Consider the following 12,474-nt stretch of genomic DNA (forward strand, 5'->3'; position numbering starts at 1 on the left):
ATCAGGCCGTGGCGATCGTGATGTCCCGCAGTGCCACTCCGGGCGCCTGCTCGACCATGACGGGCGACCAGGACGCGCCGGTGCCTGTTCCGGCCAGACGGCAGTCGCGCACGACGGTGTCCCGGTAGGCCAGGACGCTCACCACGCCGTCGATCTCGCTGCGGCCCCACCCGGCGATGCGGACCGCGTAGAGCGGCCCGTTCCAGCGGACGTCCACGTCGCTGACCGTGATGCGCGCGCCGATGTCCGGCGTGGACACGAAGCGGTCGGTGTTGTCCCCCGGCAGTAGGCGGAAGCCCATCTCCACGTCGTGCAGGACCGCGCCGTGAACCGTCACGTCGTGCACCGAGCTCAGGTAGAAACCCTCGATCGCGCCGCTGACCCGCAGGCCGGAGACGGTGAGCCGGTGCGGGTGGTAGGTCGGGCCGGCGATCGACGAGACGTCCGCACCGACCGCGCCCCAGTGCACCGCGAGGCCGGTGTATCCGCCGGTCACCTCGACGTCGTGCAGGGTCACGTCCCGGACCGCGCCCATCACGCCGACGCCGTTCGCCGTACGCAGCGAGTCGTGGTCGACGCGGACCCGGCGCACCTCGACGCCGCTGATCCACGACGGCTCGGAACGGTAGAGGTACTCGCCGATGGTCAGCCCGGTGCCGCGGTCGCCGCCGTGCTCCCCGGGGTCCGACGGTGCCGGGACCAGAGTCAGGTCGCCGATCGTGACGTCCGAGCCGAGGACGTGCAGCACCGGGTGCCCGGTGCGGCCGGCGGCGACGAGCGTGGTGTCTGCTGCGGACGTGCCGGTGACGGTCCAGCCGCCCGGCACGAGCAGGCCGTCGGCGAGCACGTGCCGTCCCGGTGGCAACTCCAGCTTGCCGGGTGACTCGGTCTCGAGCAGGTCCTGCAGGATCCGGTGGTTCGTCACCGGATCGGTCCCGAGCGCCGGGCGGTGTATCACTTCGCCTCCAGAACACGCCAGGACAGGTTGGGCTGCGGCGAGGCTGCGGCGAGCAGCACCGGTCCGGTGGGCGGAGCGGCCAGCCGGATCTCGTCGCCGGCCACCTCCACCGCGATCGGGGTGCCGGTGATCAGGTCCGCCGCCAGCACACCGGCGAGCGGTCCGGGCCGGTAGGGCTTGGCCCGGACGACGATCCGCCGGGCCGCCCGGACAGCCTTGAAGGCGGCTCGGGCCGGACGCCGTTTGGTGAGCTTGTTGCGCGGGGTGAGCGGCAGCGGGGGAGCGGACGGCACCACATCCGTGGTCAGCCGGTGAACGGTGCCGGCTCCGGGCTGCAGCACGAAGAAGTCGCAGCCGGAGAAGCCCGTGGGGCCGGTGACCGCGGAAACCGAGTCGATCGCTCGTACCCCGATGCTGTTGATCCGCAGGCCGACCACCGGCCTGGTGGAGAGCCGCCCGGCCGCCCACTCCGGGGGTGTGGTCTGGCCGAGTTCGACCATCAGCAGGCCATCGGCGTTCAGCTCGCCCTCGGCCAGGTCGAAGGAAAGGGTGGCCTCCGCTCCGGCGGCGCCGCGCCACCCCTGCCGGCGTGCCAGCACCGCGCCGCCGCGGATCCGGCCCTGTGACCGCACCGCGACCACCCGGGGCAACTCCGGGGCGGTGCGCGAAGGGCGGACGCGGTCCGCCCACCAGCGGGTGGCGACCTCGTCGAGTCCGATGGAGACGGTCACCCGGACCGGTCCGCCGGTGCCGTGCACCTTGACCGCGACCGCGCCGAAGTCGCCGGTGACCCGCCCGACGATGCCGCGACCGCGGACCATCTGGTCGGCAATCGTCAGCGCCTGGTTCATCCCGGTGGCGAGCTGCATCGGGAGCTCGGCCGGAACGGCCGGCTCGTCGAAGTCGGTGCGGAAGTAGGCGCCCACACTCATGAGAGGTCGGTCCGGGTCAGCATCGGCTCACGCCGGGTCCACATCCGCTCCACCGTCTCGAACAGCGGGTCGGCGTCGCTCTCGATGTGCCGGAACGTCGCCCGGACCGTCTTCAACAGCGTGTTAACCGGCCAGACCTCCCACTGCGGCACCTGCGGGGTTACCACGTCGGCGCCGCTGCGGTAGAGCCAGAGCCAGAGCCGAGCCCGGCGTACCTGCTCCTCGGAGACCAGCGTGGCACCGTCGCGCAGAGCGGTGAGGCTCTCGTCGAGGGTCTTGAAGTACCCGTCCGTCGAGTCCACCACCGTGGAGAGCCCGCAGGAGCTCCACTCGGACCAGCCGGCCTGGATCACCGGGATGCCGTATGCGGGAAGCTCGTTGCTCACGCTGCCACGGACCGTGACGCCCAGGTCGGTGAGGCTCCAGAGCGCGTTCTTGCTGATCGAGGCACTGGGCTTGAAGACCATGTGCTTCGACTTGACGTGCTCCTTGGCCAAGGCGTCGAAGAAGCCGCTGGAGTCGTAGAGCGCCTGACTCGGGTGGTCCAGGAACATCCACTGGGCGTCGTCCCGCTGAGCCGCCCAGGCCGCGGTCTCGGTGAACCAGTCGGCCAGGCTCGGGAAGAGTTCCCGGTTGGTGCCGAGCGCGTCCGAGACGGCGTGGTTGAAGACGGCGACGATCGGCTTGTCCGGATCGAAGCCGAACCGGGCCGCGGTGTGGGCCCGGAGCACGGCACGCTCGGCCGGGTTGTTCAGGTCGACCGAGGCGGTCGCGCCACCGCGCCACCAGCTGGGCCGGCCCAGGTTGACCTTGGATCGCCAGGCGATCAGCTCGGTGGCCCGGCGCAGTTCCTCGTGACGCGGCCAGAGCTTCGTCTCGAAGACGTCGGCGATCTGCCTGGTCAGCTCCTCGCGGAACGTCCCGGTGTGGGTGTCGTTCTCGGGGAAGAGCGCGTACGCCTTGAGGCACCCGGTCTGCTGGGTGTGGATAACCGGCACGCCGGAGCGCCGCGCCACCTCCACCGCCAGACCCCACTGGTCGTAGTCCACGTGGCTGGTGACCAGCGCGACCACGGGCTGCTTGAACTGCTCCTCGTAGAACGCGGCGAGGCCGTCGCCGTACCGTTGCCGCTCCTGCGGAGGCTGGGGCCGCAGCCGCGGCAGTTTCGCGAGCCGCGCGTCGGTCGCGGCGACGTAGCCGGACGTGTCGAAGGTGGGCTTGCGGTCCGACTTGCGCACCACGTCCCAGACATCGATCGTCTCGGCGGCGCCGTACGCGCTCGCAAGCTGACGCACCAGCGAGACGTTGAAGCCCTGCCACAGGGTGTTCCGCCAGGCCTCCTCCACCCCGGTGAAGACGATCAGCTTCGCCGGCCGGAACCGGCGGATCGCGTTGGCCACCGCCAGGTTGCGCAGTGTGACGCGCAGATCCTGGTGGAATGCCTCCACCAGGATCACGGCGTCGTCCTCGGCCGGCGTCAGGTTCTTCTGCCAGAAGACCTCCGCGGCGGTCAGGAAGTGCTTCCACTCCTGCTTGTTAGCTTGTAGCCACACGTCAGACCAGATCCCAGGTGAGTGGTGTTCCCTTGGCGGCGTCGGACTTGAAGACGCGGCCGATTACGGTGCCGATCTCGTCCGGCTCGAGCCCGCCGGTCGGTCGGATGGAGCGGACGTTCGCCTCGGTGACCGGCTCGCCCGCGACCACGTCGGCGACGACGTAGAGCGAGCGGCGGAACCGCAGGCTCTCCTTCTCCGCGTCGGTCGGGCCGATGCGGGTGGTGCCGAGCGACTGCCAGGCTCGCTCCGACTCCACCACGAGGCTGGCCAGTTCGGCCGGGTTGAGCGAGAACGCCGAGTCCACGCCGCCGTCCTCGCGGTCCAGCGTGACGTGCTTCTCGATCAGCACGGCGCCGAACGCGACAGCGGCGATCGGCACGCCGATGCCGAGCGTGTGGTCGCTCAGGCCGATCGGCAGGCCGAGCGCCTCGCGGAGCACCGGGATGCGCCGCAGGTTGGTCTCCTCCGGCGGGGCCGGGTAGGAGGCGGTGCAGCTCAGCACGGTGATGTCGGTGGCGCCGGCACCCTGCGCGGCCTCGACCGCGGACGTGATCTCCCGGAGCGTGGCCATGCCGGTGGAGATGATGATCGGCTTGCCGGTCGACGCGGCCAGGCGGATCAGCGGCAGGTCGGTGATCTCCGAGGAAGCGATCTTGTACATGGTCGCGTCCAGCTTCTCCAGCAGCTCCACCGCGGTGCGGTCGAACGGGCTGGAGAACGGCGTGATGCCCCGCTCGCGGGCGCGCTCGAAGATCGGCGCGTGCCAGTCCCACGGCGTGTGCGCGCGCTCGAAGAGCTGGTAGAGGTAGTCGCCGCCCCAGAGGTCGTGCCCCTGGGAGATCTGGAAGCGGGGGTGCTTCACGTCCACCGTCATGGTGTCGGCGGTGTAGGTCTGGATCTTGATGGCGTCGGCGCCGGCATCGGCCGCGGCGTCCACCAGCTGGAGGGCCCGGTCGAGCGAACCGTTGTGGTTGCCCGACATCTCCGCGACGATGTACGGCTTCGAATTGCTCATTTCGCTCTCTCTGTCCAGACGACCGTCTTCGGCACGCCGTCGACGAGCCGTTCATATCTGCGGACCTCGCGGAAGCCGAAGCGCCGGTGCAAGGCGAGGACCTGTTTGTTCTCCTCGAGCGTCTCGCCGCCGAGCGTGTCCAGGCCGAGGACACCGAACGCGTACTCGACCGCTTCCTTCTCCAGCCGCATCCAGGCGGGGAGCAGCCGCGGGCCGAGCCCTTCGACGTCGAGGTAGAACGACCACGTGGCCCCGTTGAAGATCACCACGCCGGCCGGAGTCCCCGACTCATCCTCATATATGAGGACCCGTCCGGTCTGGGTGGACCACCAGGCGGCATGCTCAAGAGGCTGGATCTCGTGGGTGGTGAGACTGACGGCGCGCACGGCTGGATGGTTGCGCCAGCTCAGTACGAGGTCGCGGTCGGAGTCACGGGCGGGACGTAGCACGCCGTCAACGTAGGGAGGTGGCTTTGACCCGCTGTGGCGGTGAGGGGAGGTCCGGGGAAACCGCAGGTGTCCGTTCGGTGGATCGGCGCCGGAGACCCGCCACCCGGTAACCCGTGCGCAGCGCCGAGTACATGACGTAGCTGTTCGCGGCGACCAGCCGGTGCTTGATCCCGGGAGTCCCGGCGGGCGGCAGATAGCCCTCCGGCCGGTGCTGCCGGTAGAGCCGGGCGATCCTGCGGAAGAAGGCCCGCCGGCGGCTCGGGTGCACCCGCGACTCATTGCCGGCGACCACCAGCAGGTGACTGATCATCAAGGTGAACAGCCGGACACGCAGCGCCGGGTCCACGCCCGCGGAGTCCACCCAGGCGTGGAGCCGGTCCCACTGCTCGAACGCCTCGAAGTGCCGCTCGCTGCGGGTCGCGGTGATCGCCCCGAACCGGCCGACCCGGTAGTGGTAGCAGACCCGGTCGAGCACTTCGACGCGCTCGGCGGCGAGCAGCACCGGGTTGCTGAACGGGACGTCCTCGTACCACCCGGCGGGGAACCGCAGGTCGTGCTTCGCGAGGAAGTCCCGCCGCATGATCCGGTTCCAGGCGGTGTGCTGCACGCCGAGCAGGCGTTCCACGGTGGCCGGGCCACGCAGCAGCGGTGAGCTGGCGTCGGTGTCCAGGCGGCCGTTCTCGTGCACCCGCAGGTGGTCGATGAGCAGGACGTCCGGTTCGGTCTCGCGCAGCCGCTCCAGCACCGCCCGGATCGAACCGGCGGGCAGCCAGTCGTCGCTGTCCACGAACCACACGTACCTGCCGCGGGCCTCCGCCAGACCGGCGTTGCGGGCCAGGCCGAGCCCCACGTTGTTGGCGAGGTGGAGGACTCGCACGTCACCGTGGCGGGCGGCGTACCCGTCCAGCATCGACCCGCACGCGTCGGGTGAGGCGTCGTCCACCGCGATGACCTCGACCTGCGAGTTCTCCTCGGCGGTCAGTCCGGCGCGGATCGACTCCAGACACTGGTACAGGTAGCCCTCGACCGCGTAGACCGGCACTACGACGGTCAGCAGAACGTCCATGACGGCAAATGTCGACCCCGCACGTGAAGTACAGGGGAACCAGACCTTTCAAGGATCTACGTCACAGGCAATTCTCGCGGTCCAACGGGCGAACACCCGTTACTTCCCGAAGAGAAGATCCTGCATCGCCTCGGTGGTGAGAGGCTCGGCGAAGTAGTAGCCCTGGCCCAGCTCGCAGTTGCCGCCGGCCAGCTCGCTCAGCTGCCCGGCGTCCTCGATCCCCTCGGCGATCGTGGACAGCTGCAGCGCCTGTCCGAGCTGGATGATGCCGTGGGTGAGCGCCGCCGCGGCCGGTTCGTCGCCGACGTCGTCGACGAAGGACTTGTCGATCTTGATGATATCGACCGGGAACCGCCGCAGGTACGCGAGTGACGAGTACCCGGTCCCGAAGTCGTCGATCGCCAGCCGCACGCCGAGCGCCTTCATGGCGTGCAGCCGGCGCAGCGTCTCCGGGCGGTGGTCCACGATCAGCGACTCGGTCAGCTCGATGACCAGGCAGTGCGCCGGCAGCCCGCTCTCCTCCAGCGCGGAGCTCACCACGTCCGGCAGATCGGCCCGGTCCAGTTGCACGGCGGAGAGGTTCACACTGACCGTCAGTGGCGCGTCGGCGGGCCGCTGCGCGTTCCACCCGGCGGCCTGCCGGCACGCCTCCCGCAGCACCCACTCGCCGATCGGCACGATCATGCCGGTCTCCTCGGCGAGCGGGATGAAGTCCAGCGGCGGGATCATCCCGCGTTCCGGGTGCTGCCAGCGGACCAGGGCCTCCAGGCCGGAGATCTCCCCGGTCCGCAGCCGGACGATCGGCTGGAACCGCAGCTGGAACTCGTGCCGCAGCACCGCACGGCGCAGGTCGGCCTCCATCTCCAGGTGCTTCTGGAAGGACTCGCGCATCACCGGGTCGAAGACCGTGAACTGGTCCTTGCCCTGCTTCTTGGCCTCGAACATCGCGAGGTCGGCCCGGACCAGCAGTTCCTGGGCGTCCTCCTCGCCGGTCACGCCGTACGCCACCCCGACGCTGCAGGTCACGAACGTCTCCCGGCCGTCGAGGTCGAACGGCTCCCGTATCGCCGCGACGATCCGCCGGGCGACCGGCACGGCCGCCTCCACCCCGGTGACGTCCGGCAGCAGCACCGCGAACTCGTCGCCGCCGAGCCGCGCCGCGGTGTCGTCGGTGCGCAGGCACTCCCGGATCCGGTCGGCGACCGCGGCGAGCAGCCGGTCACCGGCGTTCGGCCCGAGCGCGTCGTTGATCACCTTGAACCGGTCCAGGTCGATCAGCAGCGCCGCGGCGCCGCCGGTCCGGGACGTGACCAGGGCGTTCTCGGTACGGGTCATGAACAGCGCCCGGCTCGCCATGCCGGTCAGCGCGTCGTGGAACGCGTGGTTCATCTCGCGCAGCGTGCGGGCGTCGGTGATCGCCAGGCTGACGTGCTCGGCGAACGCCTGGAGGATCTCCCGCGCCGGCTTGTCCCATTCGCGGACCCGGGCGTACGAGCCGACGAACAATGCGCCGATCACCACGCCGTTCTCGTGCACCGGCACCGCCATGATGCTCTTGAGCCTGGCGCGGACCACCTCGGGTACGGCGATCGGCGAGCTGGCGTAGTCGTCCACCGCGATCAACTCGTCGCCCATGATCGCGAGTCCGGCGGCGCCGAGCGCGGCGATCGGCACCTGCTGCATCCGCACCACCGCGTCGTCGGGGATGCCGTGCGAGGCGACGAGGCTGGTCCGGCTCGGGTCGTCGCCGTCCAGGACGGTGAGCCCGGCCATCTCGACGTCCATCAGCTCGGCCGCCGCCGTGGTGATCATCTCCAGGAGCCGGGGGAGCGGCTCGCGCCGGGCGATCGCCCGCTGCACCGTGCTGAGCTCCTCGAAGAGACGCTGGCGACGCTGCAGCGAGTCGATCAGGCGGCCGTTCTCGGCGGCCTGCCGCCGTTCCGCCTCGACCAGCTGGAGGGTGTGCAGACTGAGCTCGAGCACCTGCGCCATGCCGCGGAGCAGGCAGATCTCCTCGATGGTGAACCCGCCGGCCCGCCGGCCGAGCACCAGCCCGCCGGGGGAGACGCCACCGATCGGGGCGTGGGCGATGGCGTACGTGTCCGCGCCGATCAGCAGCGTGCCCCGCCGACCGGCCGCCGCCTCGCTGACCGCGTACGCGGGGACGGCGTCGGCCGTGAGCCCAACCACGGCGGCCACGCTGCCGTCGACCACCAGCACCGCGAGGTCGGCGCCGAGCGCGCGGACCGCACACTCCACGGCGGCACGCTGGGCGGCGGCTTCGTCGGGCCGGTCCGCGACGACGGCGAGGAACTCCGTCAGTTGCTCAGTCGCTAGCACGGTGATGCTGTCGGCGGTGTCGGGACTCACCTGAGAAAAACCGGTGAGTCGCGTGCCAACCTGGTCACGAACGGTCAGTGAATCGCTACTAAACGTTGCATGCATGGTGCTGATGGGACTGAATGGACCCGTGGACACGCCTGAGGACGATCCGCGCGCGCTGGCCACCGGCCGCATCGGCGTGGCCTCGGTCTCCTTCTTCGGGCTCGCCGCCGCCGCGCCGGTGGTCACCCTGATCACCCTCGTTCCGGTGTCCCTCGCCGCGGGCTCGGGTCCGCTCGTGCCGCTGAGCTTCGCGGCGCTGGCCGTGCTGCTCGTTCTCTTCTGCGGTGGGTACGCGGCGATGATCCGTCGCCTGCCGAGTGCCGGTGCCGCGTACACCCATGTCGCCCGCGGCCTGGGCCGCCCCGCCGGCCTGGCCGCCGCCTGGCTGGCGCTCGCCGGGTACCAGGCGATCCAGTTCGGTCTGTACGCGCTGGCCGGCGCCGCCGCCACACCGCTGGCGCGAAGCTGGTTCGCGACGGCCGGCGCGGAGTGGACCGTCCCGTGGTGGGCCGGCGCTGCCGCGTGCTGGGCCCTCGTCGCGCTGCTCGGCACCATGCGGATCGAGGTGGCTGCCGGGGTGGCCGGCCTGCTCGCGGTCGCCGAGGCCGCGGTCCTGGTCGGCGTGGGCGCCAGCAATCTGCTGGCGCCGGCAGGCGGGCGGATCACCGCCGAGTCGATCCGGGTGGACGCCGCGACGATCGACCGGCCGGTGCTCGGGCTGCTGCTGGCGGCCGGGGTGCTGGCCTTCGCCGGGTTCGAGAGCGCCGGCGTCTATGCCGAGGAGGCGCTGCGGCCGCGGCGGACGGCCGGGTTCGGCGCGTACGGCGCGGTGGTCCTGATCGCCCTGCTGCTCGGCGGGCTCAGCTGGTCGATGATCGTGGCAGCCGGGCCGGACCGGATCACCGCGGTGGCCGGCGCCCGCGGCGGTGACCTGCTCTTCGCCCTGGCCGGCGAGCGGTTGCTGCCCTGGGCGGTGACCACGGCCCGGGTGATCCTGGTGGTCGGCGTGCTGGCCGGGGTGCTGGCGCTGCATCACGCGATGGCCCGTCACCTGCACGCGATGGGCCGCGAGGGGGTGCTGCCGTCGGTGCTGGCCGGCGCCGGTCGCCGGACCGGCGCACCGCGGGCCGCCTCGCTGACCCAGACGCTGGCGGTCGGCGCCGCGCTGGCCGGGGCCTATGCGGCGGGCGCTGATCCCGGGCCGGTGACCGCGCGCTGGATGATCCTCGGAGGCGCGTTGAGCATCCTGCTCCTGCTGCTGGTCACCGCGCTGGCCGCGCTGCTGCACCTGAACCGGGCGCCCGGCGGCGAGAGCGCCTGGGGGCGTTTTGTTTCGCCCCTTCTGTCCACTGTGTCCCTTGGTAGCCTCGTCTACCTGGCTTTCCGGGACCTGCCGGAAATCCTCGGCCTGCCCGCGGGCTATCCGCTGGTGCGCGCGGTTCCGGCGGCGATCGGCGGATGCGTCGTGCTGGGGCTGGCGCACGCGGCGCTGGTCAGGTGGCGGTGGCCGGAGCGGTACGCGGGTATCGGCCTCTGCGGGACGGCGGTGGTCGTCACCCCGTACCCGAAAATCCCTGAGCAGCGGACTCCCGGCGCGCACCGCCCGGAGCGGGTGGAGTTCTAGCCGAAGAAATCCTGAACCTGGGTGAGCGTCAGGTACCCCTGCTGCTCCAGCTCACGCGGGATGGACGGCAGCGACTTCGCGGTCACCGGCACCTCGTCCGCGTCGCCCGGCGCCGGCGACGGGTCCGGGGTGGGCGGAAGGTCGGCCAGCGCCATCGCCTCCCGGATCACCTCGAACATGGTCCGCACCTCGGTGGTGGCCCGCCGCGCCAGCTCGTCCGGTCCGGCGCCGGCCGGTGGCAGCTCGCAGGTGAAGTTCGCGCGTAGCAGGTCGTCGACGCGGTGGATGTCGGCGCTCGGGCGCAGGTGGTCCAGGCGCCCTTCGGTCACTATCCCCAGCTCGCATCCGTGCAGGCCGGAGCCGTGCCACCAGCGCTGCCAGTGCGGGTCGGCGTCGAGGGTCTGCACCGCGTGCTGGAGGGCTACCAGGTAGTGCCGCGGAGCGTGACCGTCCCGAGTTGCCGTACCCAGCCGCGGGTGGATCCAGAACTCGTCCATGTTTCGCATGGTGACAGGCCGAGCGGCATAAGGGGGAAATTTCGGGCGCGCGCGTCGCGGTTTCGGTCGCCGAAACCGGTGCGTCCGGGCGCCGCGACGGCGCTGGGCGTACGGCGGCGTGGTTGCGGCCCTGGGGGTGCTCGCGCTGTTGATCCAAGCCGGTCTCAATCGGGCAAAAGCTTAGAAAAGATCGGCGTGGACGCCCGCTCCCTGTCCGATTCACCGCAAAATGGGGAGTGAATCGGACATAAGGGGCGAAGATGAGAAGACTCTGGGCGGCCGCCACCACGGCCGCGCTCTGCGCCACCGGCGCCACGGTGACGGCGGCGCCGGCCGAGGCCTCCGGCGGCGGGCGCACCGCGGCGGCGATCACCTGGGGCCCCTGCACCGAAGCGACGCTCAAGGCGCAGAACGCCGAGTGTGGCTTCGTGACCGTGCCGATGGACCACGCGAAGCCGGACGGGCCCAAGATCCAGCTGGCCGTCTCGCGGGTCAAGCACACCGTGCCGCAGGAGAAGTACCAGGGCGTCATCCTGGTGAATCCCGGTGGCCCCGGCGGCGCCGGGCGGAGCATGGCCACGCTCGGGGCGCACGTGCCGAAGGGCGGCGGCGCCGGGTACGACTGGATCGGCTTCGACCCGCGTGGCGTGGGCGCGAGCACGCCGAAACTGGTCTGCGACACGAGCTATGCGGGGTACAACCGGCCGGCGTACGTGCCGGTCACCAAGGAGATCGAGAAGGCCTGGCACGCCAAGACGAAGGCGTACGCGGCGGCCTGCGCCAAGGCCGGCGGTCCGCTGCTGGAGCACCTGCGCACCGAGGACTCGGTGCGGGACATCGAGGCCCTCCGGATCGCCCTGGGCGCTGACAAAATCAACTTTTACGGCTTCTCGTACGGGACGTACCTGGGCCAGGTCTACGCCACCACGTTCCCGGACCGGGTGCGCCGGATGGTCCTCGACGGCGTCGTCGATCCGGGCCGGGTCTGGTACCGCTCGAACCTCGACCAGGACATCGCCTTCGACCGGGCGATCAAGGTGTATTTCGCCTGGATCGCCAAGTACGACGCGGTCTACCACCTCGGCCGGACCGGTAAGGCCGTGGAGAAGCTCTACTACCGGCATCTCGGCGAGGCGGCCACCCGGCCGATCGGCGGAGTGATCGGCCCGGCCGAGCTCACCGACGTCTTCCTCCAGCCCGGCTACTACATCTTCGGCTGGGAGGAGACCGCGCGGGCGTTCTCCGCCTGGGTGCACCGGCGGGACCCGAAGCCGTTGCGCAAGCTCTACGACGACAACCACCCGCAGACCGCGGACGGCGACAACAGCTACGCGGTCTACCTGGCCGTCCAGTGCACCGACAGCAAATGGCCGTCGGACTGGCGGCGCTGGGCGAAGGACAACTGGCGGGTGCACCGCAAGGCGCCGTTCGAGACCTGGGGCAACGCCTGGTACAACGCCCCGTGCCGGCACTGGGCCGCCCGCCCGGGCCGCCCGGTCGACGTGACCGGGACGAAGATCCCGCCGGTCCTCATGATCAGCGAGACACTCGACGCGGCCACCCCGTTCGCCGGGGCGATCGAGGCGCGTCGCCGGTTCCCGCAGTCGGTGCTCGTCGAGGGCGTGGGCGGAACCACGCACGCCGGCTCGCTCTTCGGCAACGCGTGCATCGACGGCACGATCGCGGACTACCTCGCGTCGGGGGCGCTCCCGAAGCGGCTCGACGGCAACCGGTCCGACCGGGAGTGCGCGCCGATCGCCCAGCCCACGCCCACCACGGCGGTCGGGCGCAAGGCGAAGGAGCGGCTCAGCCTCATGCGCTATGCTTCGTGGCGCGAAGGGGAGTAGCTCCCAATGTCGCGGTCGACACACTGACGCTCCGGCGTCCGGCCGCGCGGCCTTTCCCAAAGGCGAGCGAGACCTTCGACCAGGCCGTAACACTATTGCGGCCGGGTCGAGGTCGCCCTGCGCCTGAGCCCCGGTCGCCATCAAC

At 71.0% G+C, this 12,474-nt stretch carries 10 protein-coding genes; 2 read left to right on the top strand and 8 right to left on the bottom strand.

Annotation, left to right across the window (positions count from 1 at the left end; genetic code table 11):
- Window position 1: 1 nt before the first annotated feature.
- The 7 genes from AMIS_RS02225 to AMIS_RS02255 form a co-directional block, all read right to left on the bottom strand.
- Entirely contained in the window at window positions 2-958 is a 957-nt protein-coding gene (locus AMIS_RS02225; protein WP_014440560.1) for a right-handed parallel beta-helix repeat-containing protein, read from the bottom strand.
- Entirely contained in the window at window positions 955-1,890 is a 936-nt protein-coding gene (locus tag AMIS_RS02230) for a hypothetical protein (RefSeq protein ID WP_157434714.1), read from the bottom strand. The genes AMIS_RS02225 and AMIS_RS02230 overlap by 4 nt, the downstream gene beginning before the upstream one ends.
- The gene (locus AMIS_RS02235) at window positions 1,887-3,443 is read right to left on the bottom strand and encodes a hypothetical protein (protein ID WP_014440562.1); all 1,557 of its coding nucleotides are present in this window, start codon (window positions 3,441-3,443) and stop codon (window positions 1,887-1,889) included. The genes AMIS_RS02230 and AMIS_RS02235 overlap by 4 nt, the downstream gene beginning before the upstream one ends.
- Window position 3,444: 1 nt before the next feature.
- The gene (gene pseI, locus AMIS_RS02240; RefSeq protein ID WP_014440563.1) at window positions 3,445-4,461 is read right to left on the bottom strand and encodes a pseudaminic acid synthase; all 1,017 of its coding nucleotides are present in this window, start codon (window positions 4,459-4,461) and stop codon (window positions 3,445-3,447) included.
- Window positions 4,458-4,910: a GNAT family N-acetyltransferase gene (locus AMIS_RS02245; protein WP_014440564.1), complete on the bottom strand. Its 453-nt coding sequence runs from the start codon at window positions 4,908-4,910 to the stop codon at window positions 4,458-4,460. The genes pseI and AMIS_RS02245 overlap by 4 nt, the downstream gene beginning before the upstream one ends.
- Before the next feature lie 4 nt (window positions 4,911-4,914).
- Window positions 4,915-5,976, bottom strand: a complete 1,062-nt coding sequence (locus AMIS_RS02250; protein WP_014440565.1) for a glycosyltransferase family 2 protein — start codon at window positions 5,974-5,976, stop codon at window positions 4,915-4,917.
- Between the two features lie 99 nt (window positions 5,977-6,075).
- On the bottom strand, window positions 6,076-8,346 hold the full coding sequence (locus AMIS_RS02255) for a putative bifunctional diguanylate cyclase/phosphodiesterase (RefSeq protein ID WP_014440566.1): 2,271 nt from the start codon (window positions 8,344-8,346) through the stop codon (window positions 6,076-6,078).
- A gap of 100 nt (window positions 8,347-8,446) precedes the next feature.
- Here AMIS_RS02255 and AMIS_RS02260 point away from each other — a divergent pair, with 100 nt between their 5' ends.
- On the top strand, window positions 8,447-9,985 hold the full coding sequence (locus AMIS_RS02260) for an APC family permease (protein WP_231859212.1): 1,539 nt from the start codon (window positions 8,447-8,449) through the stop codon (window positions 9,983-9,985).
- Here the strand turns inward: AMIS_RS02260 and AMIS_RS02265 are convergent.
- A complete protein-coding gene (locus tag AMIS_RS02265; protein WP_157434717.1) occupies window positions 9,982-10,482 on the bottom strand; it encodes a hypothetical protein in 501 nt (166 codons plus the stop codon). The genes AMIS_RS02260 and AMIS_RS02265 overlap by 4 nt on opposite strands.
- A gap of 260 nt (window positions 10,483-10,742) precedes the next feature.
- On the opposite strand from AMIS_RS02265, the gene AMIS_RS02270 reads away from it, so the two are divergent.
- Complete coding sequence (locus AMIS_RS02270; protein ID WP_014440569.1) at window positions 10,743-12,329, top strand: alpha/beta hydrolase; 1,587 nt, start codon at window positions 10,743-10,745, stop codon at window positions 12,327-12,329.
- Window positions 12,330-12,474 lie beyond the last annotated feature (145 nt).

This window comes from Actinoplanes missouriensis 431, assembly GCF_000284295.1.
Classification (GTDB): domain Bacteria; phylum Actinomycetota; class Actinomycetes; order Mycobacteriales; family Micromonosporaceae; genus Actinoplanes; species Actinoplanes missouriensis.

Coding starts and splice junctions, on each gene's coding strand:
- AMIS_RS02230 (WP_157434714.1), bottom strand. CDS start 1,890: ATGAGTGTGGGCGCCTACTTCCGCACCGACTTCGACGAGCCGGCCGTT.
- pseI (WP_014440563.1), bottom strand. CDS start 4,461: ATGAGCAATTCGAAGCCGTACATCGTCGCGGAGATGTCGGGCAACCAC.
- AMIS_RS02250 (WP_014440565.1), bottom strand. CDS start 5,976: ATGGACGTTCTGCTGACCGTCGTAGTGCCGGTCTACGCGGTCGAGGGC.
- AMIS_RS02265 (WP_157434717.1), bottom strand. CDS start 10,482: ATGGACGAGTTCTGGATCCACCCGCGGCTGGGTACGGCAACTCGGGAC.
- AMIS_RS02270 (WP_014440569.1), top strand. CDS start 10,743: ATGAGAAGACTCTGGGCGGCCGCCACCACGGCCGCGCTCTGCGCCACC.